The 26,561-nt window shown below is 63.8% G+C and carries 19 protein-coding genes; 16 read left to right on the top strand and 3 right to left on the bottom strand.

The window, feature by feature from the left end:
- Positions 1 to 69: 69 nt before the first annotated feature.
- The 12 genes from IV454_RS23600 (at position 70) to IV454_RS23545 (ending at position 16,350) form a co-directional block, all read left to right on the top strand.
- Positions 70 to 462: a hypothetical protein gene (locus IV454_RS23600; protein ID WP_206088104.1), complete on the top strand. Its 393-nt coding sequence runs from the start codon at positions 70 to 72 to the stop codon at positions 460 to 462.
- 307 nt (positions 463 to 769) lie between these two features.
- Entirely contained in the window at positions 770 to 2,032 is a 1,263-nt protein-coding gene (locus IV454_RS23595; RefSeq protein ID WP_206088103.1) for a TolC family protein, read from the top strand.
- A gap of 3 nt (positions 2,033 to 2,035) precedes the next feature.
- Complete coding sequence (locus tag IV454_RS23590) at positions 2,036 to 3,571, top strand: efflux RND transporter periplasmic adaptor subunit (protein ID WP_206088102.1); 1,536 nt, start codon at positions 2,036 to 2,038, stop codon at positions 3,569 to 3,571.
- A gap of 9 nt (positions 3,572 to 3,580) precedes the next feature.
- Positions 3,581 to 6,706, top strand: a complete 3,126-nt coding sequence (locus IV454_RS23585) for an efflux RND transporter permease subunit (protein WP_206088101.1) — start codon at positions 3,581 to 3,583, stop codon at positions 6,704 to 6,706.
- Between the two features lie 494 nt (positions 6,707 to 7,200).
- Positions 7,201 to 7,797 carry a PEP-CTERM sorting domain-containing protein gene (locus IV454_RS23580; protein ID WP_229521808.1) on the top strand — a complete coding sequence of 199 codons (597 nt, stop codon included), beginning with the start codon at positions 7,201 to 7,203 and terminating at the stop codon, positions 7,795 to 7,797.
- A gap of 597 nt (positions 7,798 to 8,394) precedes the next feature.
- Complete coding sequence (locus IV454_RS23575) at positions 8,395 to 9,231, top strand: leucine-rich repeat domain-containing protein (RefSeq protein ID WP_206088100.1); 837 nt, start codon at positions 8,395 to 8,397, stop codon at positions 9,229 to 9,231.
- A 246-nt stretch (positions 9,232 to 9,477) separates the two neighbouring features.
- Positions 9,478 to 11,202 (top strand): molecular chaperone HscC, encoded by a 1,725-nt coding sequence (locus IV454_RS23570; protein ID WP_206088099.1) that lies wholly within the window; start codon positions 9,478 to 9,480, stop codon positions 11,200 to 11,202.
- A gap of 74 nt (positions 11,203 to 11,276) precedes the next feature.
- Positions 11,277 to 12,854, top strand: coding sequence for a TonB C-terminal domain-containing protein (locus IV454_RS23565; RefSeq protein ID WP_206088098.1), 1,578 nt, complete (start codon positions 11,277 to 11,279; stop codon positions 12,852 to 12,854).
- Positions 12,855 to 12,874: 20 nt separating this feature from the next.
- Positions 12,875 to 13,669: a DUF2310 family Zn-ribbon-containing protein gene (locus IV454_RS23560; RefSeq protein ID WP_307730140.1), complete on the top strand. Its 795-nt coding sequence runs from the start codon at positions 12,875 to 12,877 to the stop codon at positions 13,667 to 13,669.
- A 24-nt stretch (positions 13,670 to 13,693) separates the two neighbouring features.
- The gene (locus IV454_RS23555) at positions 13,694 to 14,425 is read left to right on the top strand and encodes an ATP-grasp domain-containing protein (RefSeq protein ID WP_206088096.1); all 732 of its coding nucleotides are present in this window, start codon (positions 13,694 to 13,696) and stop codon (positions 14,423 to 14,425) included.
- Positions 14,426 to 14,657: 232 nt separating this feature from the next.
- Positions 14,658 to 14,918 (top strand): hypothetical protein, encoded by a 261-nt coding sequence (locus IV454_RS23550; RefSeq protein ID WP_206088095.1) that lies wholly within the window; start codon positions 14,658 to 14,660, stop codon positions 14,916 to 14,918.
- Position 14,919: 1 nt separating this feature from the next.
- Positions 14,920 to 16,350 (top strand): MbnB/TglH/ChrH family RiPP precursor modification enzyme, encoded by a 1,431-nt coding sequence (locus IV454_RS23545; protein WP_206088094.1) that lies wholly within the window; start codon positions 14,920 to 14,922, stop codon positions 16,348 to 16,350.
- Positions 16,351 to 16,368: 18 nt separating this feature from the next.
- On the opposite strand, the gene IV454_RS23540 is transcribed toward IV454_RS23545, so the two are convergent.
- Entirely contained in the window at positions 16,369 to 17,142 is a 774-nt protein-coding gene (locus tag IV454_RS23540) for a glutaminyl-peptide cyclotransferase (protein ID WP_229521807.1), read from the bottom strand.
- A 135-nt stretch (positions 17,143 to 17,277) separates the two neighbouring features.
- Between IV454_RS23540 and IV454_RS23535 the strand changes: the two genes are divergently transcribed.
- From IV454_RS23535 to IV454_RS23525, 3 genes are all read left to right on the top strand, one after another.
- On the top strand, positions 17,278 to 17,775 hold the full coding sequence (locus tag IV454_RS23535; RefSeq protein WP_229521806.1) for an arsinothricin resistance N-acetyltransferase ArsN1 family B: 498 nt from the start codon (positions 17,278 to 17,280) through the stop codon (positions 17,773 to 17,775).
- An 85-nt stretch (positions 17,776 to 17,860) separates the two neighbouring features.
- Positions 17,861 to 21,097 (top strand): DUF2339 domain-containing protein, encoded by a 3,237-nt coding sequence (locus IV454_RS23530; protein ID WP_206088092.1) that lies wholly within the window; start codon positions 17,861 to 17,863, stop codon positions 21,095 to 21,097.
- A gap of 17 nt (positions 21,098 to 21,114) precedes the next feature.
- A complete protein-coding gene (locus tag IV454_RS23525; RefSeq protein WP_206088091.1) occupies positions 21,115 to 22,533 on the top strand; it encodes a DUF3999 family protein in 1,419 nt (472 codons plus the stop codon).
- Between the two features lie 62 nt (positions 22,534 to 22,595).
- Here IV454_RS23525 and IV454_RS23520 read toward each other — a convergent pair whose 3' ends face one another.
- Positions 22,596 to 23,831 (bottom strand): DUF445 domain-containing protein, encoded by a 1,236-nt coding sequence (locus tag IV454_RS23520; RefSeq protein WP_229521805.1) that lies wholly within the window; start codon positions 23,829 to 23,831, stop codon positions 22,596 to 22,598.
- A gap of 14 nt (positions 23,832 to 23,845) precedes the next feature.
- The gene (locus IV454_RS23515) at positions 23,846 to 24,349 is read right to left on the bottom strand and encodes a pyridoxamine 5'-phosphate oxidase family protein (RefSeq protein ID WP_206088090.1); all 504 of its coding nucleotides are present in this window, start codon (positions 24,347 to 24,349) and stop codon (positions 23,846 to 23,848) included.
- Between the two features lie 234 nt (positions 24,350 to 24,583).
- Here IV454_RS23515 and IV454_RS23510 point away from each other — a divergent pair, with 234 nt between their 5' ends.
- On the top strand, positions 24,584 to 26,548 hold the full coding sequence (locus IV454_RS23510; protein ID WP_229521804.1) for a serine protein kinase: 1,965 nt from the start codon (positions 24,584 to 24,586) through the stop codon (positions 26,546 to 26,548).
- Positions 26,549 to 26,561 lie beyond the last annotated feature (13 nt).

The following is a 26,561-nucleotide window of genomic DNA, read 5'->3' as shown; positions in this document are numbered from 1 at the left end:
CTATAAATTCAGCTAATTTCGGCTATTTGCCCCATCTAATTGACGTTGCATAAATTTCATCCTTTACGCATGGATATCATCCTGATTTCAACGGATGTGGGCAGTGGCTGGTACAATCCTGCCATGCGACGCCTGTTGATTATTTTCTTGCTGTTTGTCTTTCCGCTCCAGGTGAGCTGGGCGGCGGCGAGCGCCTATTGCGCGCACGAACCTGCCGCTTCCGTCGCCCATCCCGGACACCATCAGCATGCGGATGACCATCAGTCCGACCCGGACGACTCTCCGTTCGGTTTCGATAATGACTGCGGCGACTGCCATTTCACCAGTGTTGGCATCACCAGCAACGCACGCGGCGGCGATGAGCCGCCACCCGCATCGTATGCCGACGCGGCCGACACGGCGCGCCCGTCGACCCTGCGGCCCGCCCGTCCCGAACGTCCCAAATGGCAACGCGCCGCCTGATCCGGCTGCCGCTGTCGCTTTCCTGATACCCGCTTCGCGCGGTTCATCACTGCCGTAAACAACACGCACACCGCTAGCGCGCCTGGCCGGATTCCCTTGTCTATCTAACCAGGAGAATTCGATGTACAAACTCGTCTTGCCGCTGGCTATTGCCGCGGCGTGGCCCTGCCATACGCAGGCTCAAAACATGACTGCCCCCACATTGAAAGGGGTATCGGCAGTTACCCAACACAGCCCTGCTGCGTCATTGCACCAGGGCTTACGGAACCAGAACCATGACCCCGCCGGGCGCCGTCCTGGCGCGGGGTTGCCGGAGCAGCCATCGCCAGCTCTGCCCAATGACGTCAGCATTCCAGCGCCACCGGCGAACGCCGGACCGGCGTATGGCGACCCGGCGAACACTGCCGCCCCTCTGTCCCTGGCCGGCGCGCTGGCGCGCGTCCTGCAAGCGAACGCCGGCCTGCGCGCTGGCGCTCTTGAAATCGACGCCCAGTCCGGCGCCGTCACGCAGGCTGGCGTCGCCCCCAACCCGGAACTGGCCACCCTGGTCGAAGATGCGCGCGAATCGACCAGAATCACCACGGTGCAGCTGAACGTGCCGATCGAACTGGGCGGCAAGCGCACGGCGCGGATCAACGCCGCGCAACTCGGGCAGGATGCCGCCAGCGCCGAACTGGCCGTCAAGCGCAATGCCGTGCTCGCCTCCGCACGCGCCGCTTTCCACGACCTGCTCGCCGCCCAGCAACGGCAGCAAATCGCCGGCGAATCGCTCGCCCTTGCCAACGGCGCGCTCGCCGCCGCGGCCAAGCGCGTCCTGGCCGGCAAGAACTCGCCGGTCGATGAAACGCGTGCCCGCATCGCCGCATCCAGTGTCAAGGTCGACCTGGTCCAGGCTGCCGGCGAACTGGCCGCCGCAAAAAACCGCCTCGCCGCGCTCTGGAGCGGGACCGGGCGCGACATCGGCCGCGCCGAGGGCCACCTCGACCGGCTTCCCGCACAGGCTTCCCTGCCCCAACTCATGGAGCAACTCAAGGCCGCGCCCGCGTTGCGGCTGGCGCACATCGAACTGGCGCGCCGCCAAGCCTTGTCGCAAGTCGAACGGGCCGGCCAGGTTCCGGACCTCACCGTCAGCATCGGCGCCAAACGCGAGCAGCAAGCGGGCCGCAACCAGGCTGTTTTCGGCTTGGCCATTCCCCTGCCCCTGTTCGACCGCAACCAGGGCAAGCTGCACGAAGCGCTGCAACGCAGCGAAAAAGCCCGCGCCGAACTCGATGGCGCCCGCGCCCGGCTGAGCAACGAGCTGGCGCAGGCTCACGAAGCGCTGGCCGTCGCCCGTGAACAGGCCCAAATGCTGAACGAGGACATCCTGCCCGGTGCGCAAAGCGCCTACGAGGCTGCGCGCACCGGTTTTGAGTACGGCAAGTTCAATGTGATCGATGTGATCGATGCCCAGCGCACCTTGCTGCAGGCCCGCACCCAGTACCTGCGCGCCCTGGCGGACGCCCATCGCGCCGCCGCCGACATCGACAGCATCCTTGGCGCCCCTGGCGCCGCCCAGACAGTGGAGTAATGCATGAAATATCCTTTCAACAAAAAACAGACCCTCGTCATGATTGCCATCCTGCTCATTGGCGCCCTGCTGGCCGCTCTGATCGTGGTGCGCAAACCGGCCCAGCCCCGGCACGACGACCATGAGGAACACGGTGAGCATGCTGACACCGCCCAGGTCGACCATGGCGGCAAGCCGCACCAGGAAGTCGCCGTGCCCGCGCGCGGGCCCCACGGCGGCAAGCTGTTCGTCAGCCAAGGCTACGGCCTGGAGCTTACTATCTTGGACCACAGCGCCGGCCCGCAGTTCCGCATCTTTACCTACCAGGATGGCAAACCGCTCGATCCCCCGGCCACCAAGGCGACGCTGACCCTCGAACGCCTGGGCCGGGCGCCGCAAACCATCCGCTTCACACGCGAAGAAGACTATCTGCGCGGCGACGCTATCGTCGGCGAGCCGCATTCCTTCAAGGTGGCCATCGCGGCCCAGTCCGGCGGCAAGACTTACCGCTTCGCCTACGAACAGGTCGAAGCGCGGGTGACGATGTCGGAAACCCAAACGGCGCAGAACGGGATCGACGTCCACACCGCCGGCCCGGCACGCATCAAGAGCGTGCTCAAGCTCAATGGCGAGATCCAGCTCAACGCCGACCGCACGGTGCACGTGGCCCCGCGCCTGGCCGGGATGGTCGAATCGGTCAGCGCGAACGCGGGCCAGACGGTGCGCAAGGGCCAGGTGCTGGCGGTGCTGTCGAGCCAGGAACTGGCGGGCGAACGCAGTGCCTTGCTGGCGGCGCAGCATCGCCTTGCTCTGGCGCGCAGCGTGTTCGAGCGCGAACGCACCTTGTGGCAGCAGAAAATCACAGCGGAACAGGATTATCAGCAAGCCCGTGCGGCCCTGCAGGAAGCCGACATCGCCACCCAGAGCGCGCGCCAGAAGCTCGATGCGCTCGGTGTCGGCGCCGGCAGCCTGAAACAACTGGCGCGTTATGAAGTGCGTGCGCCGATCGATGGCGTGATCACCCAGAAAACCGTGGCCGCCGGCGAATCGGTGAAGGAAGAAGCCAGCCTGTTCGTGGTGGCCGACATGTCCACCGTCTGGGCCGAGCTTTCCGTGAGCGCGCGCGACCTCGAAACCATCCGCCAGGGCCAGGGCGCGACCGTGCGCGCGGGCGCCGCCGATACGGTCGCCAGCGGCACCATTTCCTATGTCAGCGCCCTGGTCGGCGAGCAGACCCGCGCCGCCAAGGCCCGCGTGGTCTTGCCCAATCCGAAGGGCGTGTGGCGGCCCGGCCTGCCGGTCACGGTGGATGTGGTCGCCGCCGAGCTCACCGTACCCGTGGCGGTGCTGGTCGAAGCGATCCAGACCGTGAACGAACAGCCCGCCGTGTTCGGCCGCTATGGCGACCATTTCGAAGCACGTCCACTGGTGCTCGGGCGCAGCGATGGCGAATCGGTCGAAGTCGTCAGCGGCTTGCTGCCCGGTGAAAAATATGCTGCGAAGAACAGCTTCCTGATCAAGGCCGACCTCGGCAAAGCCGGCGCCAGCCACGACCATTAAGGAGTCGCCATGTTCGATACCCTCATTCGCTTTTCCATCGAACGGCGGTCGCTGGTGCTGATGCTGGCCGCCTTCGTGGCGGCGCTCGGCATCTACAGCTACCGCCTGTTGCCGATCGATGCCGTGCCCGACATCACCAACGTCCAGGTCCAGATCAATACCGCCCTGCCCGGCTATTCGCCGCTGGAAGCCGAGCAGCGCATCACGTTTCCGGTCGAAACGGCGATGGCCGGCTTGCCGCACCTGGAACAGACCCGTTCGCTCTCGCGCTACGGCCTGTCGCAGGTGACGGTGATTTTCAAGGATGGCACCGACATCTATTTCGCGCGCCAGCTCGTCAACGAACGCTTGCAGCAGGCGCGCGCCAGCCTGCCCGCCGGCGCTTCGCCCGCCATGGGACCGATGTCGACCGGCCTGGGCGAGATCTATATGTGGACCGTGGAAGCCAAGCCGGGCGCCCTCAAGGCCGACGGCACGCCCTACGATTCCACCGACCTGCGCCAGATCCAGGACTGGATCGTCAAGCCGCAGCTGCGCAACGTGCCCGGCGTGACGGAAATCAATACCATCGGCGGTTACGCCAGGGAACTGCACGTGGCGCCGAATCCTGGCCAGATGGTGGCGCACGGATTGTCCCTGGCCGACATCGTCGAGGCGCTCGAACGCAATAACAGCAACGTCGGCGCCGGCTATATCGAGCGCGGCGGCGAACAATACCTGGTGCGCGTGCCGGGACAGGTTGGTTCGGCCGAGGAAATCGGCGGCATCATCCTGCGCTCCAGCCAGGGCGTGCCGCTGCACATCCGCGACGTCGCCGAGGTGGGCGTGGGCAAGCAATTGCGCACCGGCGCCGCCTCCGAAAACGGCCAGGAAGTCGTGCTCGGCACCGTGTTCATGCTGATCGGCGAAAACAGCCGGGCGGTATCGGCCGCGGTGGACAAGAAACTGGGCGACATCAACCGCACGTTGCCGTCCGGCGTGCTGGCCCGCACCGTCTACAACCGCACCGACCTGATCGACAAGGCGATTGCCACCGTGCGCCAGAACCTGCTCGAAGGGGCGGCGCTGGTGATCATCGTGCTGTTTGTATTCCTCGGCAATATCCGCGCGGCACTGATTACGGCGCTGGTGATTCCCCTGTCCATGCTCGCGACGTTCAGCGGCATGGTTGCCAACGGGATCAGCGCCAACCTGATGAGTCTCGGTGCGCTCGACTTCGGCATCATCATCGACGGCGCCGTGGTCATCGTGGAAAACTGCGTGCGCCGCCTGGCCCATGCCCAGGCCGCCGCCGGCCGCCCGCTCACGCGCGAGGAGCGCTTGCGCGAAGTCTTCGCCGCCGCCGGCGAGGCGCGCCGTCCGCTGCTGTTCGGCCAGCTCATCATCATGGTGGTCTACCTGCCGATCTTCGCCCTCAGCGGGGTCGAAGGCAAGATGTTCCATCCGATGGCATTCACCGTGGTGGCGGCGCTGGCGGCGGCGATGGTGCTGTCCGTGACCTTCATCCCGGCTGCCGTGGCGCTGATGATCGGCAACAAGGTGAGCGAGCACGACAGCCGGATCATGGGCTGGGCCAGGCGCGCCTATCTGCCGCTGCTGCGCTTGTCCAGCGCCAACAAAGGGCCGGTGATGCTCATTGCCGGCGTGGCGATCGGCCTGTCGGCGCTGCTTGCCACGCGCCTGGGCAGCGAATTCGTGCCCAGCCTCAATGAAGGCGATATCACCATGCACGCGTTGCGCATTCCGGGCACGAGTTTGTCGCAGGCGGTCCGGATGCAGCTGGCGCTGGAACGCACCATCAAGCAATTTCCCGAGGTCGATACGGTGTTTTCCAAGATGGGGACGGCCGAGATCGCCAGCGATCCGATGCCGCCGAGCGTGGCCGATACCTTCATCATGCTCAAGCCGCGCTCCGAATGGCCCAAGCCGGCGACCAGCAAGGAACAGTTGCTCGCGGCACTGGAACAGGCGGTCGGCAAGGTGCCGGGCAACAACTACGAGTTCACCCAGCCGATCCAGATGCGCTTTAACGAGTTGCTGTCGGGCGTGCGCAGCGATGTGGCGATCAAGGTGTTCGGGGACGACAGCGACGTCATGGGCCGCAGCGCCGCCCGGATCGCCGCCGTGCTGGAAACCATCACCGGCGCGGCCGACGTCAAGGTCGAGCAGACCACGGGCTTGCCGATGCTCACGATCCGCATCGACCGGGCACGCACCGCGCGCGTCGGCGTCAACGTGGGCGACGTGCAGCAGGCGATTGCCACGGCCATTGGCGGGGCCAATGCCGGTGCGCTGTTCGAGGGCGACCGCCGGGTCGACATCGTGGTGCGCCTGCCGGAGGCCTTGCGCGCCGACCTGGACGCCATCCGGCGCCTGCCGATCCGCGTGGCTGCGCGCGAGGGCACGCAGCCGGCCGCCTATGTGCCGCTGGGCGACGTGACGGAGTTGGACATGGCCCCGGGGCCGAATCAGGTCAGCCGCGAAAATGGCAAGCGGCTGGTGGTGGTCACGGCCAATGTGCGCGGGCGTGATATCGGCTCGTTCGTGGCCGATGCCGGGGCGGCGATCAGCCGGCAGGTCAAGATCCCGCCCGGGTACTGGATTACCTGGGGCGGGACGTTCGAACAGCTGCAATCGGCCACCAGCCGGCTCCAGCTCGTTGTGCCGGCTACCTTGGCGCTGGTGTTCATGCTGCTGTTCGTCATGTTCGGGAATGTGCGCGATGGCTTGCTGGTGTTTACGGGCGTGCCGTTCGCGCTGACGGGTGGCATCGTGGCGCTGTGGATGCGCGGCATTCCGCTATCGATTTCGGCGGCGGTCGGGTTCATTGCCTTGTCCGGCGTGGCGGTGCTCAACGGGCTGGTGATGATTTCCTTCATTCGCGGCTTGCGTGCGGACGGCATGCCGCTGGCGCAGGCGGTGGAAAGTGGCGCCATGACGCGTCTGCGGCCGGTCTTGATGACGGCGCTGGTGGCGTCGCTGGGCTTCGTGCCGATGGCGCTGGCGACCGGTACCGGGGCTGAAGTGCAGCGGCCGCTGGCGACCGTGGTTATCGGCGGGGTGTTGTCGTCGACCCTGCTCACCTTGCTGGTGCTGCCGCTGCTGTATCAGTGGGCGCACCGGCGCCACGCGTAACAAGTCGCGCGCAAGGGCACTGGTGTCAAATCGAAGCCGGCAGCGGGGGATGGCAAGGCAACATCACCTGCTGCCAGCGAGAAAACGCGACAAATCGTCGTGGTGAAGCGCTTCGCGCCAAAGGCGATCCTGAGCTCGCCGGCAGTGGAATCGAGCCCCTCCATTCTCTGCCCGTGATGCCAAATTACGACAATGTCGATATCTATTTTTATTCGTATTTTTTCTCGCGGAATGCATGCCGTTAACGGATAAAAATATTCATTGTCTTTTGCAATTCCCCCTATGCTCCACGAAACAAATACCGTTATGACGAGCAATAATTCAGGACATATTCTTACAAAAATGTAGCAAATGGAAAAATTTATTTCCAAAGATCAGGAAATCGATTTCTTCTGTATTGACAAATACAATCCGATTAAGTTTATCAATGTATTAATTCCTTCATTCCTCTTCATACTTATCTCGCCAACTGGCGCACATTTTTGGAGACCGTTATGACGTCGTACACGAACAAACTTTTGACAGCGCTCACCGTCGCAGCACTGAGTTTGCCTCTATCGGCGGCTGCGGCTACGTACACGCTCACCACTCCCGGAACTGACCAGCACGCATGGGTCAACGCCGGACAATTCGAAATCGGGCGTTTTTCCCTGCAATCGAATGTCGGTGACATCATTGGCCTCAACACGTCGGTAACACTGATGGACCAGGGCTGGGGGAACCAGGACCCTACCAACGGCGTCTACGTCGGGCTCTTTGCTGGAGAAACGGCGCTGTATACGCTGCATGTGGCTGGCGCCAACCACAGTTGGAAGACAGATGATTACTACCTGATTTCGCATCCAGGGGACTTCGCTGGCATCAACGCCGCTCTCGACAATGCACAGTGGAACGCCGGTGTCACCGTGCGCATGTACACCAACGCGTGGGACTACCCCGGATGGGAGCTGCACACCCGCAATGTCACCCTTGACATGTCCACGGGCGTATTGCCCGCCGTTCCGGAGCCCTCGAGCTATGGAATGATGCTGGGCGGCCTGGCCTTGCTCGGAACGGTCGCGTGGCGCCGCCAGGGCCGAACGGCATCGTAATGCCGAAGCGCTGCCGAATCCGGTGTACCGTGGCCTCGTTGGCTTAGGCCCGCACGCCGGGTCTGTAAAAACAAAGCGGTGTCCGCACTATCGGTCGCTCGGCATCGGCGACGCGGATTCGCCACGTCTCATTTGTCCTGCGTTAAAATGGCCGGCGTTCGCAGCATGCGGCCTCATCCGAGTGTCCTTGCAGGCCCGACGGTCGAACAGAATCGGGAGGACTCATAAGCATATGGAAGACTGGTTGCGTAGCGAAATATTAACAATAGACCTGACCTATGCACGGTCGCCATTATTCGTGCGCCAAACTGTGGCGCACGCTTTCGGAATTCCTGTTAACCAGGAGTTCACTTGGGAACTGCTGCGAGACCTCATTTGCAACCTCGATGCGTCCGTGTTGCCGAAGGAAATAACATTCGAGGGATGGTCAAGTCTGTGTCTGGCCGTATTCGACGAAGCGGAGCGGCTCAGCGGCTTAGTGCGGGCACTTCGACAACGCCATCCTGATATCAAAGTGTCGTTCATGATTTGTTAGCGACACCGCTCGCCATCTCAAAATTATTTTCTTCAGCCAACACCAGTCGTGAACGAACCAGCATGGATAGTAGAACTACCGAAGCCAACTGTGTGAATATCATGGGCAGTTGTCGCTCAGCCGATCTGCGTCGCTTTGCCGAAAGCGGGCCTGTCGAGAAACTTTCCCTGACAAAGATGCCCTTGCTGACGGAGCGGATCGCACGCGGATTTCGCTCGTTCCAGTCGGTGGACCAATTATGGTTATGGTGCGACATCACGCGCACGGCAATGCGCCATGCGGTGTCGATTCCCGGATTACGGGTCTTCGACGTGCTTGACATAGTAAAACCGGGCCGCCTCGAAGGGTTTTCGGCAGCATCCACGCTGGAAGAGTTCAGAGCGAATTGCTCTCTCTCGGCAGACGACATCATGGAAGTTTGCAGGTGCCCGTCGTTGCGCGAGCTTGGTGCCCAAGGAGCTGAACTATCGGCCCAGATAATCAGCGCGCTTCTTCAACTATCCAGGCTGGCGTCACTTGACGTCGAGGCTTCCTGCTTTGACGATGCCATGGCCGCGCAGCTCAGCGCGTCCACGTCGATTACCAGCTTGAGCATCGGCGCAACCGCCATCTCGCGCGTCGGCCTCGCGCACCTCTGCAAGATGAAGCAGCTTCGCCAACTTGATCTGTGGGCCACGTCCATCGCGGAATCCGATCTCGTTCTGCTCGCCGAACTGCCCGAGCTCGAATATGTGTCTGTCGGCGGGTACGAGCATCTGCCTTCCATGCAGGCCGCGACCTTGTTGCCGCACCTGTACGCAATCCCGTCGCTGAAACAGCTGTGGCTCGATGGCGTGGACCTGACGCCGTCACAGCGGAACGAGCTGGCCGCCCGGTACCGGTACCTCCGCATCACCTGAAACGGCGCCCGACAGGCCAAGGCGCCTGCCCGCCACGACAAGTACCGCAGCGGCAATCCCTGCCGCACTTGCCTGAATCCGCCCGCCAGGAACGGGTCCGCTCCCCTGCAAGTGTTGCGCCGCAAGATGAATTTGAGCATGATCGATTGCTCAAATACCAACGATCTACCTCTTTTCGGTTATCATTGCTGTATCGAAAGGTTTAGCCGCACGGCGATGCCTCACCGTCACTCAATGGGATTTAGCATGATCGTAGGAATCGACCTCGGCACCACCAACAGCCTGATCTCTGTCTGGGAGAACGGCGCCGCCCGCCTCATTCCCAACCAGCTGGGCGATGTCCTGACCCCGTCCTGCGTCAGCGTCGACGAAGACGGCACGATCCTGATCGGCCGCGCCGCGCGTGACCGCCTGCAAACCCATCCGGCCCAAAGCGCCGCCTCTTTCAAGCGTCACATGGGCAGCGACAAGAAAATTACCCTGGGCAAGCGCGCTTTTCGCGCCGAAGAACTGTCGGCCCTGATCCTGCGCGCGCTCAAGGACGACGCCGAGGCTGCCCTCGGCCAGCCGGTCACCGAAGCCATCATCACCGTCCCGGCCTATTTCTCCGACGCCCAGCGCAAGGCCACCCGCGCTGCCGGCCAGCTCGCCGGGCTCAAGGTCGACCGCCTACTCAACGAGCCGACCGCGGCCGCCCTCGCCTACGGCATCCACCTGCGCGACAGCGAAAGCAAGTTCCTCGTGTTCGACCTCGGCGGCGGCACCTTCGACGTCTCGGTGCTCGACCTGTTCGAGAACGTGATGGAAGTGCGCGCCTCGGCGGGCGATAACTTCCTCGGCGGCGAGGATTTCGTGACCGCCCTGGTCGACCGTTTCTTCGAGCACAATAAACTCAACAAGACCTACCGCGATAACGCCCACTTCATGCAGCGCCTGAGCGCCCAGGTCGAACTGGCCAAGCGCGAGCTGAGCACGTCCGCGCGCGCGCTGATCCGCGTCACCGAAGGCAGCGAGAATTTTTCGATGGAACTCGACGAGTCCACCTTCGAAACCTTGTGCGCGCCCTTGCTGGCGCGCCTGCGCCACCCGGTCGAACGCGCCCTGCGCGACGCCAACCTGGTCGGCGCCCAGCTCGACAATATCGTGCTGGCCGGCGGCGCCACCCGCATGCCAGTCGTGCGCCGCATGGTGGCGCGCATGTTCGGCCGCTTTCCGGCCTGCGACATCAATCCGGACGAAGTCGTCGCCCTCGGCGCGGCAGTCCAGGCCGGCCTGAAAAGCAAGGATGCCGCCCTCGACGAAGTCGTCATGACCGATGTATCGCCCTATTCCCTGGGCGTCGAAATTGCGATGCGGTACGACTCGGGCGGCCACTCCAGCGGCCACTTCGACCCTGTGATCGAACGCAACACCGTGGTGCCGGTCAGCCGCGTCAAGACGTATTCACCGATTCACGATCAGCAAGGATTTATCGAAATCAATGTCTACCAGGGCGAAGCACGCATGGTGTCCGACAACATCAAGCTGGGCACCCTGAACGTGCCGGTTCCGTGCGGCACGCGCGAAGACAGGTCGGTCGAAGTGCGCTTTACCTACGACGTCAATGGCCTGCTGCAGGTCGAAGCGAGCGCCCGCAAGGGTGCCGAGAGCGTCGTCCTGATTATCGAAGGCAATCCGGGCATGCTGTCGCCACAGGAAATCAAGGAACGCCTGGCGTCGCTGTCGCAGCTTAAGATTCACCCGCGCGACCGCATCGAAATGCGCACCCTGCTGGCCCGCGGCGAGCGTCTCTACCAGCAACTGCGCGGCAGCGTTCGCGACCAGCTGTCGGTCGAGATGACCCGCTTCGAAGGCAATCTGGAAAGCCAGGACAAACGCCTCATCGACGCCGCAGCCAGGCGTTTCGTGGAAGTGCTCGATTACGTCGAGCACCGGCACGCCGGCAACCCTTTCGGCGACGCCGACCTGTGACACCATGGCGCCGCCTCAAGGCGGCGCCCCGGTGTTACCCTTTGCCTGCTCCGGCGTACCCTCCTTTCCTCATCATGCCCCACATCCCCCCTTATCTCGCCCGCCTGGGCCTCGACCAGAACGCCGACGAACGCGCCATCCGGCGCGCCTACGCGCGCCAGCTCAAACAAATCGACCAGGAAACTGAATCGGACCGCTTCCAGCTCCTGCGCACGGATTACGAATCGTCCCTGGCATGGCTTGCCTGGGCCAGCCATCATGACGATGATGATGAGGACGACGGCGCCATTGAAGACACCTTCAATGACACCAGCGGCAGCGCCGGCGCCAACCACGCCGGCGCCGGCGGCGAGCGACCGGCGGAGCAAACGCCGGAACCGCAGCCAGCGCCAGCGCCAGCGCCGACGCCATCGTACTCGCCACCCCAGGCCCCGGTGGTAGTCAACATTGCCTCACATCAAACCAATGCGGATGCGCAGCCGCCCACCCGCGATGCCGGCCTGGGATCCGATCCCGAGCAGTTGGCCGGCGATGTCTTCCAGCAGTTCCTGAAAGCACTGACCAGGCTGCGCGCAGGCCGCATGCTGCACGACGAGGCTCTTTGGGCCGACGAGCTGCATCGCTGCCTGAACGACGAGCGCCTGCTCAACATCGCCGCCCGCATGGGATTCGAGGCGCGCATTGCCTATTTCCTGGCGGGTGCACGCCAGCTTGGTCACGAAACCTTGTTCTTCGCCGCCATGAGTGTCTTCGGATGGATATCAGACCGCCATCGACTCGAAAAGTTCGGTCATCCGGGCGCCATCGTCAATCGCGCCATTGACGAACAGAATATGTTCCATGCTCAGGGCCAGGTCGATCGTACCAGGCAGCAAGAAGTGCTGGCGGGCTTGCGCAAGCCGACCCTGCCCCGGCATGGCGAGCTGCGCCGCCTGATGCCTTACTTGCAGACGATGCTGGCGCGTTTCCCAGTGTTGATGAGGTTCATCGCCGACGAAGCCACGGTGAGCCGCTGGCACGAGGCCTACGCCGGCTTGACTGCCAAGAACAGCGCGCCGCTCCCCGTCAAGGAGAGCGAATGGGAAGCAGCGGCCGAAACGGAAAAATCAAGCCGCTCGTACGCCTGGATCATTGGCGTGATGATCGTGCTGTCCACCCTCTTCAACGCGATGAAATCGAGCCCTCCGCGCGCGCCCATTGCGCCACGGCCCATGGTGGAGTCGGTCAGGCCAGCGCTCCCCCGGAGCGAGCCGCTGACGCGCGCCCAACTCGATGAAATCGACTCGCGCATCGGCTACAAGGTCGGCAAGGATGCCACGCCCGGACTTCGATCGGCCAAATTCGAGGTTCTTCTCGATGCCGAGGGCAAGGTCAAGTCGTTGACCATGTTGGACGAATCGGGCGATCAGCGCTACACGGACGCCGTCGGCAAGGCGATCAGGGAGTCCAGGCCGTTTCCGGCCTCGGTCCGGCGCCACTTCCTGTTGACGTTCTCGGTCCGCCTGACGCGCACGCCTCGCCGGCGCGAGTTTGTTCCCCCGCCCTTGCCGGTATTTGGATCCGCTAAAAGAAAATTTGGGGAAATGGAAAACAAGCCGCGTCCCGCGCCGCCGTCCGATGAGGCGCACGACGCCACTCCGGGCACGCAGTAAGCCGGCTCGCACACGATGAGATGCCAATGCACGTAATACGAGTTGAGATGCGCTTGGCCGCTCCGCCCCCGGACAATGAACCGGCTGGGCACCTGAACGTGTTTCTTGGTGCGCTGAGGAATAACGGCCAGGTCTGCGGCACCGATTGGCCGATCGTCATGGATAACGGCTGTTGCGTTGCGACCGTATTGGCGCCCGCGGCCGATTCGCTCGATGAGCGCTATCACGGCACCTATGTCAGGAAGTGTATCGCCGAGGCGCGGCAGGTGGGCATCACCTTTGCATGCTCGCCGATCGGGCCGGCATGCGACTGCGCCGACGCATGCGCCTGCGCGAACCCGAGCGCTTACGTGTTATTTACCACCTTCCTGACATTGGAATCCCCCGTGCGGTGCATGGATTGCTTCGGGCCGGTGCCGCTATACCCGTTCACGGCGCGGCCCAATGCCGACTTTCACGACGTGATATCGTGGCAGTCCGATTATCAGTCGTGCGATCATTTGCAAATGAATTGCACGGTATTGGAACGCGCCGCGACGCGCCAGATGTCGGTGATCGACAGCGCACTGGCGGCAGCGGGCCGCGCGTGCTGCGCCAGATTGTCGGAACTGGCCGGAAAGCCGTTTTATTATTACCTGTACCGCGATAAAGGCCGCAGCGCCGCCCGGGAAGCGCAACGGCGTTGTCCTGCATGTGACGGACCCTGGCATTTACCGGCGACGCTACACGGATGCTTTGATCTCCGGTGCGACAACTGCCGGCTATTGTCGAACCTTGCCTTTAACCTGCGCCGGCCGAATGACGACAGCCGCTGATTGATTTCCCACCCCGATTGCCCCATGCCCACCCTGATCCTCACACCGCGCCACACCGACGATTCGCACATCCTGTGGAAAGCCGCCGCGCGCCTTGGCTGGCGGGTGGAGCGGCTGGCCGCGTGGCGTGTGCCGCCGACACTGCAATCGCTGCCCGATCCGGTGCTGTACGGTGAAGCGCTATTCGGCCCGGTCCTGGCGGAGCAACTCGGCCTGGACTTGCTCAATCCGGCGGAAGACTGGCTGGTGCGGCTTCCCTTCGATTACCGAAAACGCGACATCACCCTCGCCACGCTCGGCGCGGCGCGCCTGCTTGCAGCGCCGGCATTCATCAAGCCGCCAAATGACAAAAGCTTTCCGGCGGCCGTCTATCGCGGACCGGAACTGCCCACCGAATACGACGACACCATGCCGGTCCTCGTTTCCGCCGTGGTGACATGGGAAATGGAATTTCGCTGCTTTATCCTGGACCGGACCTTATGCACCTATTCGATCTATTCGCGCCGGGGTGAACTGCAGCGCGAGGCCGGCTTTCACAGCACCCCTGAAGAAGATGCGCAACTGGAGGCATTCATGACCCGGCTGCTGGCCGACCCGGCCGTCGATCTGCCGGCCGCAACCGTGGTCGATGTCGGCATCATCGACGGTCTCGGCTGGGCCTGCGTGGAGCAGAACGCGGCCTGGGGTGCGGGTGTCTACGGCTGCGACGCCGAAAGAGTGCTGGCGGTGCTGGAACGCGCCTCGATCAAGCGTTGACAAGGGCTACGCGGAAAACCAAGAGCGCCGAGTGTCGCGAATCAAGGACGGTCCGCGTCCGCCTTTGATGCCGCGCAAAGTCGGTGCACTTGGCGCCGGATGCACGATGGGTGATGCCTATACTTTAGTCGGCAGCCAGCCTCAGCATTAGTGTGAAGGCGGTGCTGCCGGGACATGCGCCGCATTTCCCGAGGGGACAAGTTACCGCCGACATCACAAGGAGCGTCACGTTATGGATACCAATACCGTCGATCTGCGATCCACCCTGGCTGCACAACCCGTCAACCGCACTGTCAACGTTTCCCTGCCGACCCAGGTATATTTCGACCTGGACCAGTTCCAGAAGATCCAGAAAGAATTGCTGGGGCAACTAGGCTGCCCGGCCTGCACGTCCGGATTCGATATCCGTTACGATTTCCAGCGCCGCTTTATCGTCAACGCCAATCTGGCGGTCCAGGCAATCGAGCTGCCGCAAGAGCAACCGAGCCCCTGATATGCGCGATTTACCGGAATCGGGCGTCGGCATGGTATGCCTTCCGGGCCTCGAAGCGTTTATCGAGGCCAGTGAGGATTTGATCGACGTCATCGAAATCGAGCCCCAGCCGCTGTGGTTCAAATCCGCGGCGGCGGGGGTGCCGTATGCAATCAATACCGACGTCCTGGCGCAATTGTGCGACTATCCCCATCCCAAGCTGGTGCACGGCGTCGGTTTTCCGATCGGCGGCAGCGTGCCGCCGGAACCCGGGCAGGTCGCGCTGTTTGTCGATGTCGTGAAAGCGCTCGGTGCGTCGTGGGCCAGCGAGCACCTGAGCTTTTCGCGCGCCAGCGGACCCGGTGGCGTATTCAATACCGGCTTTTTGCTGCCGCCGCTGCAAAGCGCGCAAACCGTGGCGCTGGCCGCCGCCAATATCCGCTCGCTGAGCGCCCAGCTACCGGTGCCGTTTGCATTCGAGACCGGGGTTAATTACCTGCAACCGGTGCCGGGCGAAATGTCCGACGGCGAATTTTTCGGCGCCATCGCCGAGGAAGCCGACTGTGCCATCCTGCTCGACCTGCATAATCTCTGGTGCAATGAGCGCAATGGCCGCCAGAGCGTGCTGGCGGCGCTCGACGACATGCCGCTCGAACGAGTGTGCGAAGTCCATCTGGCGGGCGGCGATTATCTCGACGGGTATTATCTCGATGCGCATTCGGGGCTGGTGCCGGCCGAGTTGATGCAACTGGCGCACGCGGTGCTGCCACGGCTGCCCAATCTCAAGGCGCTGGTGTTTGAAATTGTTCCGGCATATATGCCCGCGCGCGAGATCGCGCATCACCACCTGACAGCGCAACTGCATGCCTTGCACCGTCTGTGGGACGAGCGCAAGACCAGCCTGCAAGTGGCGTGCGCGCCGCCGCGCGGGGTGATCCACCACACGGCCGCGGTCGACGACGCCTTGCCGTCACCGCCGCAATGGGAACGCGCGCTGGCTGGCAAAGTGCTCGATATTGCCCCGGACGAGCCTTGCACCTTGCCGCTTGATACGGACCAAGGGATTCGCGTGCTGCGCCAGCTGGTGGCGGCGGTACGCAGCGGCACCATCGTCGATTCGATGACGCTCAGTTACCGCCTCATTTCGCTCACGGTCGGGGAACCGGCCTTTCTCACGCTCTTGCGTGCGTTCTGGAAAACCCGGCCGCCGGAGCCATTCGCCACCGAAGAAGCCCTCAATTTCGCCGAATTCCTGCGCACCCAGGCGCTTCACGTCCCGCATCTGGACGAAGTGCTGGCATTTGAACTGGCCTCGCATCAGGTGCGCATGTACGGGCTGCATAAAACCGTGCGTTTTACCTGTTCGCCCATGCCGCTGTTAATGGCCTTGCGCAGCGCGCGCATGCCCGATTTTACCGACCGCGGCGAGTTCGCACTGACCATCGGCCCCTGAGCGACAGCGCCATGCCCCTCAGCGCCCCTGGCGCCGCACCAGTTCGATCTCGAACAGCTTGGGCCACAGCTTGCCGGTGACGAACAGGCGCCGCTTCTTGCTATCGTACGCGATGCCGTTGAGCACATCGGCCGTGCCGGCGGCCCGGCTTTTCTCGTCGAGCAGCCCGGCCAGGTCGATCCAGCCGACCACCTTGCCGCTGGCCGGGTCGATCCGCGCGATCACGTCGGAACCCCACACATTCGCATACAGCTCGCCGTCGACCCATTCCAGTTCGTTGAGGCGATCGATCGGCTTGCCCTCGGCCGTGACCTGGATGCGCCGCACTTCCGCCAGGGTCTTGGGATTGAGCACGCGAATGGCGGAGGTGCCGTCGCTCATGAAAATGTCGCTGCCATTGTTCGCCAGTCCCCAGCCTTCGCCAGGGTAGGAAAAGGTCTGCTTCATTGTCAGGGTCGTCTTGTCGAACACGAAACCGACGTGCGAGGTCCAGGTCAGGCCCACGATGGTATTGCCGACATCGGTAATGCCTTCGCCGAAATAATCCGACGCGATGTCGGTTTTCATCAGCACCTTGCCGGTTTTCAGCTCGGTTTTACGGACCGACGACTTGCCGTTCAGGCCAGTACTTTCGTACAAAATACCATCGGTGTAAAACAGGCCCTGGGTAAACGCGTCCGGGTCGTGCGGATAGGTATTCTTCACCACGAAGCCGTACACGGGGATGGCAGCCTGGACCGCGCCGGCACAGGCCAGCAGCAAGCTCAGGGCCGCAATTGGAAATCTCTTCAAGTAACACCTCAGGTCGAATCGCTGAAACGGACGTCATGCCTTCATCAAGGCATGAATACTAATACAATTGTAGCGGGACAGTGCCGCCAGCGCGGACACTGCCATAGAAATGAGCAACCATCCAGGGAGTCTGTATTGAACATTCGTGATGCCGGGGTCGCCGACGCCGCCGCAATCGTCGCCATTTATAACCACTATATCCTGACCACCAGCGTGTCGTTCGAGGAACAGAGCGTCAGCGAGGAAGCCATGGCCCGCCGCATCGCCGATTTGCAGGAAGCCGGCTTGCCCTTTCTCGCCATGACCGAGGGCGACACCGTGATCGGCTATGCCTACGCCAGCAAGTGGCGGGTGCGCCATGCCTACCGCTTCGCGGTCGAAAGCTCGATCTACCTGGTGCCGGGACTGGGCGGCAAAGGCCGCGGCAGCGCGCTGTACCAGGCGCTGCTGGCCCGCCTGGCGCAAGGTGGCATCCACATGGTCATCGGCGGCGTGGCGCTGCCGAACGAGGCCAGCGTGGCGCTGCACGAAAAACTCGGCTTCAGGAAGGTCGCGCATTTCAGCGAAGTCGGCTTCAAGTTCGGGCGCTGGATCGATGTCGCGTACTGGGAATTGAAACTCACGGGCGCGTAAAAAGCAACTAACAATCTGATTATGGCCATTTCCCCTTGGAATGCTAAGATGCAAAATTGCCTAGTTCGCAACCCAAGGAAAATTGATGGACGTAATTTTGTTCTTGCTACTGATCGCGTTCTATTTTCACTTTCTGCGCTTTCGCAAGGCGGCCCGGCATCGGACCGATGAGCTGGAGAAGGACGTAGCGGCGTTGGCCGCCGAAGTGTTCGCGCTCAAGGCATATCAAAAGCGCGCTTCTGCTGTCGCGCAGGGCGACGTGCCGGGCGCCGCAGCCGTGACCGCGCCGCCGCTGCCTCCCCGTCCCGCAGCGCCGCCCGCGCGCACCGCTTCCGACGACACCAAGGTTGCCTATATGCCGGCGGCGCCACCGGTCAGCGTACCCGTGCCGCGTCCGGTTCCTCCCGCGCCGCCCGTGCCGGCCGCTCCCCGTCCAGCGCCGACGCCGGACGCGCCGGCGCAAGCGATGCCTCGCCCGGAGCGCTCCGAGCCGCCTGCCGCGCCAACCCCGGCATGGCTGCTGGCGGCGAAAAAATGGCTATTTACCGGCAATCTGGTCGCCAAGCTCGGCCTGCTGATCCTGTTTATCGGCGTCAGTTTCCTGCTCAAATATGCGGCCGAACGCACCACCGTGCCGATCGAGCTGCGCCTGGCCGGCATCGTGATCGCCGATATCGCCCTGCTGGTCTGGGGCTGGCGCATCCGCGACACGCGCCGTGCCATCAGCCTGCCCGTGCAGGGCGCCGCGCTGGGTATCCTGATGCTGGTGACCTTCGGCGCGTTCCGCCTGTACCAGTTGATTCCAAGTGGCCTGGCATTCGGCCTGCTGTTCACGCTGACCTTCTTCACCTGCCTGCTGGCGGTGCTGCAAAATGCCTTCTGGCTGGCCGTGTTCGGCATTTCCGGCGGCTTCCTGGCACCGATCATAACGTCCACCGGCCAGGGCAGCCACATCGCGCTGTTTTCGTATTACGCGCTGTTAAATGCCGGCATCCTGGGCATTGCGCTCAAGCGCGCGTGGCGCACATTGAACCTGATCGGCTTCGCCTTTACCTTCGTGATCGGCACCGCCTGGGGCGTGCTGCGCTACGCACCGGAAAACTACCTGTCCACCCAGCTGTTCCTGATCGTCTTCGTGCTGTTCTACGTGGCCATCGCGATCGCCTACGCCGCGCGCCAGGCCCCGGCGCTGAAGAACTATGTCGACGCCACCCTGGTGTTCGGCGTGCCGCTGGTGGCTTTCGGCCTCCAGTTCGGGCTGGTCAAGGAGTCCCGTTTCGGCGTGGCATTCTCCGCCCTCGGCCTGGGCTTGTTCTACACCACGGCGGCGCTGGCCATGTGGCGGCGCGGCGCGCAAAACTTCAGGCTGCTGGTGGAATCGTTCCTGGCCCTGGGCCTCGTATTCGGCACCCTGGCCCTGCCGTTCGCGCTCGATGGCCGCTGGACCTCGGCCGCGTGGGCGCTGGAAGGCGCCGGCGTGGTCTGGGTCGGCCTGCGCCAGCGTCAGGCGCTCACCTGCGCCTTCGGCCTGCTGGTGCAGGCAGGCGCCTGGATCTCGTTTATCGCCGCCATCAGCGGCATCCATGGCCAGGCCGAGGCAGCCAATGCCAATCTGTGGCTGGGCTTCCTGCTGCTGACCGGCACCGCTTTCCTGATGGCCAGCAATTTCCGCTCGCGCGACGGCGACCTGCCGACGCCGCTGCCGGCCTGGCTGGCCGGCGCCTTCCTGACCGTCGCCGCGCTGTGGCTGGTCGGCGGCGCCTGGACAGAAGCGATGCTGCGCACCAGCGACGGCACCCTGGCCGCGCTGCTGGCTTCGAGCGCGCTGGCGACATCGGCGATCCTGGCGTTCATCGCCGCGCGCATGCGCTGGCCGCTGGCGCGCGCCTTGGCGCTGCTCCTGCAGGCGATCAGCGGCGCCGCCTTGCTGCTGCTGACATTCGGCCTGCTGTTTACCTCGTATTCGCCGCGCATTGACCTGTTTCACACACCATTCCTGGGCGCGCTGATCGTCTTCGCCGGCGCGATCTTCAGCAGCTGGGCCCTGCAGCGCAAGCCGGAACAGCGGCATCCCAAGCTGTCCAGGGCCATGCTGCAGTGGTCGGCGCTCTGGTGGTTCGCTCCGGTGCTGGTGTTTTTCTGCGCCTGGCTTGACAGCCACTACGACTTTGGCGGCAGTGCGCGCGCGGCCAACGTGCCGGTGCTGTCGGTGTATGGTGTCGCGCTGGCCCTGTCGGCGCTAGCCTTTGCCGCCGCCGCGCGCCGGCTGGGGTGGCCTGACTTGCGCTGGTTCAGCACTGCCGGATGGGTCGGGCTGCTGGGGGCGACCGTTTCCGTCCTGTCGCAACTGTACGACGGCAATGCCATCGCGCTGCACGCCGGGATTGCCCTCGCCAGCCTGTGGCTGAGCTCGGAATACCTGCTCAAGCGCTGGCCGCTCAATGGCTGGACTATCGCCACGCCCTGGCTCCAGGCCCTGCACACCCTGCGTACCGCCGGCCCGTGGCTGATGATCTGGCCAGCCGCCGCGATCGCGGTATCGCGCTGGCTGTACGGCGTCGACAACGCCGATGCAGTCCTGCTGAGCCAGGCTGGCTGGCATACCAGCGGCAGCTGGGTGAACTTTATTCCGGCCTGGCTGATGATGCTGGCCATCGTCTGGCTCAGCGCCCGCGCACGCGCCGGCAAGTGGCCAAGCTCCCCCGCGGCCGGCTGGCACCGGGGCGTGCTGATCCCGCTGGCGAGCGGCTGGTCGCTGCTGCTCGCGGCCTTGTGGAACCTGACCCAGGATGGCGCCATGTCCCCCCTGCCCTATCTGCCGGTGCTCAACCCGCTCGACCTGACCAGCGGTTTTGCCATGCTGCTGGCGGTGGTGTGCTACCGCATGCGCCTGTCCGACAAGCCGGGCGACAGCGAACGGATGCTGCTGGCGCGCGTGCCCACGGCGCTGGCCTGGGCCGGCTACGCCTGGTTCAACCTGATGCTGCTGCGCACGGCGGCGCATTATCTGGGCATTCCATACAAGGTCGACACCTTGTTCGCCTCCCAGTTCATCCAGGCCATGCTGTCGCTGGTGTGGAGCGTCTCGGCGCTGCTGCTGATGTGGCGCGCGGCGAAGCAGGCGTCGCGCAAGCAGTGGGTGGTGGGCGCGGTGCTGCTCGGGCTGGTGGTCGGCAAGCTGTTCCTGGTCGACCTGTCGGACGTCGGCGGGGTGGCGCGCATTGTCAGTTTTGTCGGCGTCGGCTTGCTGATGGTCTTGATCGGCTATATTGCACCGTTCCCAACGCAACACGATGCGCCGCCGGAAGCGGACGCGGCATGAACCAAGGAGTCGAACCCATGTTGAAAACACCACTGGCTTGCCTTTGCCTGGCCGCACTGGCGGCGGCTGCCTCCCCGCTTGCCGCAGCCGATGCGCCGGTCAGCGACAAGCCGGACGACTACCGCCATGCCATGCCGCTGAGCGTGAGCGGGAAAGAATCGGTAGTTCAGCTGCGCCTGCCGAAAGACGTGTACCTGCACGCCGGCACGGCGGACCTGCGCGACCTGCGCCTGTTCGATGCGCAGGGCAACAAGCTGCCGTTCAGCCTGCAGGAACCTGCGGCACGGGCCGAGCGCTCGCGGCGCGACCTGCCGGTGCGCCTGTTCGCCGTGCAGACGGCGCGTCCGGCCGGCTCGAACGCCGACATGGATATCGACGTGCAGCGTTCCGGCGACGGCACGGTGCTGTCGGTCAGCGCCCGTTCGCGCCCGGTTGCGGCGGCGTCTGTGATCGATACCCTGGTGCTCGACCTTGGCGCCCCGGCCACCTCGATCGCCATCGACGCCCTGCGCTTCGCGCTGCCCGCCGGGGTGGGCAGCTACAGCGCGCGCGTGGTGCTGGAAGCGAGCAACGATCTCAAGCATTGGGATACGGTCGGCGAGAGCGACCTGTCGTGGCTGGTGAACGAGCGCGGCGACACCTTGGCCAGCGACCGCATGGAGTTCGAGGCGCGCTCGTTCCGCTACGCGCGCCTGAGCTGGCGCCAGGGCAAGCCGCTGCAGTTTGCCGCCATCAGCGCCGAGTCGCCCCTGGAGACGGCGGTAGCGCCGGCCGTGGAGCGCCTCGTGATCCAGCCCAGGCCGGGACGCTTTCCCAACGACCATGTCTACCCTGCCGCGCTGGCCATTCCCGTGCAGCGCATCGGGCTCGACCTGGGCGAGCAGAACGTGGTCGTGCCGGCCCAGCTTGGCCATTATGTGGAATTGCCCGACCCGCAGGGCGGCCACAAGACGAGCTGGCAGTTCGAGCCGATGGCGGCCGCCACTTTCTATCAGTTGACGCAGGGTGGTAAACGGCGCGCCTCGGGCGATATCGGCATCACGCCCGCCCACCAGGCCGAATGGGTAGTGCGCACGGACACGGCGGGCGCCGCCGCGCCGGCGCTGCGCCTGGCCTGGACACCGGCCACCTTGGTGTTTCTGGCCAATGGCAAGGCGCCGTACCGGCTCTCCTTTGGACGCACCGACGCCAAACCGGGCGCCAGTGCGCTGGCGCAAGTGGCGCCCGGCTTCACGCCGGCCGAAATCGTCGCGCTCGAAAGCGCCGTGGCCGGGCCGATGCAGACGCTCAAGGCCGCCGCCGACGAGGGTCCCGGCGCCGCGGACAAGGCGGCCGCCGCCGCCCGTACCCGCCTGCTCGCCCTGTGGGCCGCCCTGCTCGCTGGTGTGGGCGTGCTCTCGTTCATGGCGTGGCGCCTGATCAAGCAAATGAAATAGGGAAGCGGGAAGGGGCGCGTAGCGCCGGGCAAGCGCGCTGGCACCCGCACCTCCCACGCCCGCTAGTTAAATAGGAGCGAGACGCCATGCAGCCCCAGGCCCACCAGTCCGCCGACGATGGTGCCGTTGATGCGGATATATTGCAAATCGCGCCCGACATGCAGCTCGAACTTGCGCGAAATGGTTTCCGCATCCCAGCTGCGGATCACGCGCCGCACCAGGGCGATGATCAGCTCGCGCTTGGCCACGATGGTCTCGGCGGCGAAGGTGCGCAGCCAATCGTTGATGCGCTGCTGGATCGCCGGATTGCGCTCGAGCGCGCGGCTGAACGCTTGCAGGGCCGATTGCAGGTGCTTCGACAATTGCGAATCGTCCGATTCGGCATCTGCCATCAGCCGGTCGCGCACGTCTTCCCAGACTTGCCCGACGTAGGTCCGGAACAGCGGATGGTTCAGGCTGGTTTCCAGCAAGCCACGCAGCTTGGCTTCGTATTCGGGTGAATGGGCAAGGTTGTCGATCAACTCCTCCGTGGCGGCCTGGAAACGCACGCGCCATTCGCTGTCTTCGCCGCGGATTTCTTCCAGGGTATTTTCCACCCCTTCCATCAGGCGCTCGTAGAATTTCTCGTCGATGGCGCGCGGCAGCCAGCGCGGGCTGTGCTCGTGCACTTTCTGGCGGATGTAGGGACGGTGCGCTTCGAGCGCGCCGGCGACGATCCCGAGCAGGCGTTCGAGCAGCACGTGATGCTGGCGCCCGGCCACCAGCACCGACAAGACTTGGGACAGGATGGGCGCCAGCTTGACCTCTTCCAGCGCGCCGGACAGGGCTTCGCGCAGGAAGCCGGCGGCATCCTTGTCGTCGATCATGCGCAGCAGCACCGGCACCGCGCTGACGGCCTGGTCGGCTACGGCGCGGCTGTTGGCGGGCTGCGCCAGCCAATGCGCGGCCGAACCGGCGAAGTCGATGCGCACCAGTTCGGCATGCACGACCTCGTAGCTCATGAAATTCGTTTCGAGAAAATTGCCCAAATTCTCGCCAATCTTTTCCTTATTCGTGGGAATGATGGCGGTATGCGGGATGGGCAAGCCCAGCGGATGGCGGAACAAGGCGGTGACGGCGAACCAGTCGGCGATGGCGCCGACCATCGCCGCTTCCGCGAACGCGCCCACGAAGCCGAAGGCCGCATGGCGCGATGCGAGCAGGCGCGCGACCACGAACAGCACGGCCATCGCCACCAGCAGGCCGGTGGCGATGCGGCGCATGCGCGTCAGCCTGGCCTGCTGCTCGCTTTCGTGCACGGAACCGGGCTGGCTCAGAGATTGATCCTGCCGTGTTCGCCCGGATCGACCTCGGGCGTAGTACCGGTCAGCACCGCCTTGGCCATTTCGAACAGGCTGACCACCTTGCCGGCGTTGGAATCCCAGTACTCGGCGCTGCTCGATACCACGCGCACCAGCACGACATGCGGATCGTCCGGGCCGTGCGGATACCAGGCCTGGACCGCTCCATTCCACATGGACTTGATTTTGGCGCGGTCGACAATGCGCTCGGCGCGCCCGCTGACCGAGACATAGACATGATTGTCCGGCTCGGCGAAGCTGACGTTGACTTCCGGACGCGCCACGATGTCTTCCCACAGTTCGGTGTCGGTGGACGTATAGAACCACAGGTTGCCGTCGCTGTCGGTTTCCTGGTTGGTCATCGGGCGGCTGACGAGGCGGCCCTGCTCATTGACGGTCGTGAACATGGCGAAGCGAATCGACTTGATCTTGGACCTGAGTTCCGCCACTTGATCGGAATGGGTAGATGCTGACATGGGCTTTTCCTTCACGCTGTTCTAGGTTATTAAGAAACTGTATCGTAATCGCAATGGCCGAGTGCTTCTGTGCGCAAGCGAACTTACGGGACAGCATGGCGTGACAAGCCCGGCGCACTCCCCCAGCACATCAGCTCGTAAAACTCCCCATAGGTTCAATTACGCACGTTGATGTGTGTCAGTCCGCGCATTGAGCGCGCGCAGATACTGAAAAAGAACCAACCAGGAGCCAACGTGAGCATTTCCGGCGACGACCCCGTGACGACCGTGCAGGACCCGCATGCCTCTTTCATCGAGAGCCTGGGCGACTTCACGCGCCAGCACCGGGCCGGCCACTGGTCGGGCACGTTTGCCCAGTTCATGGAACAGGTATTGCCACGCGTGCCGCAGCAAGCCGCGCGCAGTTCCCACCAGTATATCTGGGACATGATCCGCGCCACCTGCACGGAAGATGGCGGCGGCCATTTCCGTTGCCGCCTGTTCGGTGAAGACCTGTTCGGCATCGACGAGGCCATCGACCGGGTGGTGGACTACTTCAAGGCGGCCGCCGCCGGCTCCGAGGTCGGGCGCCGCCTGTTGCTGCTGCTGGGGCCGCCGTCTGGCGGCAAGTCGACCCTGGTCATCCTGCTCAAGCGCGCTCTGGAAGAGTACAGCCACACCGATGACGGCGCGCTGTACGGCATCGCCGGCTGCCCGGTGCACGAATCGCCCCTGCACCTGGTGCCGCACACCATGCGCGCCAGTTGCCGCAACACCTACGGCATCGATATCAGCGGCGAAGTCTGTCCGCACTGCCGCGCGCGCCTGGAAGACCAGTACGCGGGCGACTTCATGCAGATGCCGGTCGAGCGCTTCTTCGTGTCCGAATCGGGGCGCAGCGGCATTGGCACCTACGCCCCGCACGACCCCACCACGGCCGACCTGGCCGACCTGGTCGGCTCGGTCGACCTGTCCAAGGTGGCGCAGTACGGCGACGAAGGCGATCCGCGCGCCTGGTCATGGTCGGGCGCCGTGTACGCGGCCAGCCGCGGCGTGCTGGAAATGATTGAAATCCTCAAGGTCAAGCGCGAATTCCTGTACCTGCTGCTCACCCTTACCCAGGAAAAGAACGTCAAGGTCTCGCGCTTTCCGCTCATCTACCTCGACGAAACCATTCTGGCGCACACCAATCTGGCCGAGTTCCGCAAATTCCTGCAAGAGAGCGAAAACGAAGCGCTGCTCGACCGCATGGTCATCATCCAGGTGCCCTACACGCTCAACTACAAGGAGGAAGCGCGCATCTACAAAAAACTGATTTCCTCGGCGGCGCCGGCGTTTCGCGACGTGCACCTCGACCCGCATGTGCTGCACGCGGCCGCCGTGTTCGCCATCCTGAGCCGCATCCAGGATGGCGACGACAAGGATGTGGAGCTGGTGCGCAAGGTGCGCATCCATGCCAACGAGGAAGTCGAAGGCGTCAACCGCGCCGATGTCCGCCGTATCAAGGAAAAGGACAAGGCGCCGGACGAGGGATTGGCCGGGGTGTCGCCGCGCTTCGTGATCAATGCATTGTCAAACGCCATCATCCAGTCCAACCGCAAGAGCCTGTCGACCATGGATGTGCTGCTGGCCTTAAAGGATGGCATCGAGAGCGATGCCCGCATCGATCCCAAGAAAAAACGCAAATGGGTCGACTATCTGGTATTGACGCGCAAGGATTTTTACAACCGCTGGGTCAAGGAAGACGTACACAAGGCACTGTTCGTGTCGTTCGAGCAGGAAGCCCAGGATTTGCTCAACAAATATCTCGATGAGGTCGAAGCAATGCTCGACAACCGCCAGATCAAGGACCCCATCACCAATGAGGAGCGACGGCCGGACGAACGCTTTTTGCGCGCGGTCGAAGAAAAAATTCATATTTCGGAGTCGGGCAAGCAATCGTTCCGGCAAGAAGTGGTGCGCAAGGCGATGGGCGCCTACAAGCGGGGCACCAAGTTCAGCCTGGAAAGCCATCTGCAGCTGAACGACGCGGTACAACAATACCTGTTCGAACAACGGCGCGACGTACTGCGCCTGGTCAGCTCGGCCAAGCGTCCCGACGACGACATCCGCACGAAAATTTCCGCCGTCGAGAAGCGGCTGGTCGATGAATACGGTTATGACAGCCACAGCGCGCGCGAAGCGCTGAACTATGTCACGACCTTACTGGCGCAAGAATAAGCGGGTTCCGGAG

This window comes from Massilia antarctica, from assembly GCF_015689335.1.
Lineage (GTDB): Bacteria > Pseudomonadota > Gammaproteobacteria > Burkholderiales > Burkholderiaceae_D > Telluria_A > Telluria_A antarctica.
Note: the sequence above shows the minus strand (reverse complement) of the source record. Positions and strands in the feature narration are given on the sequence as shown.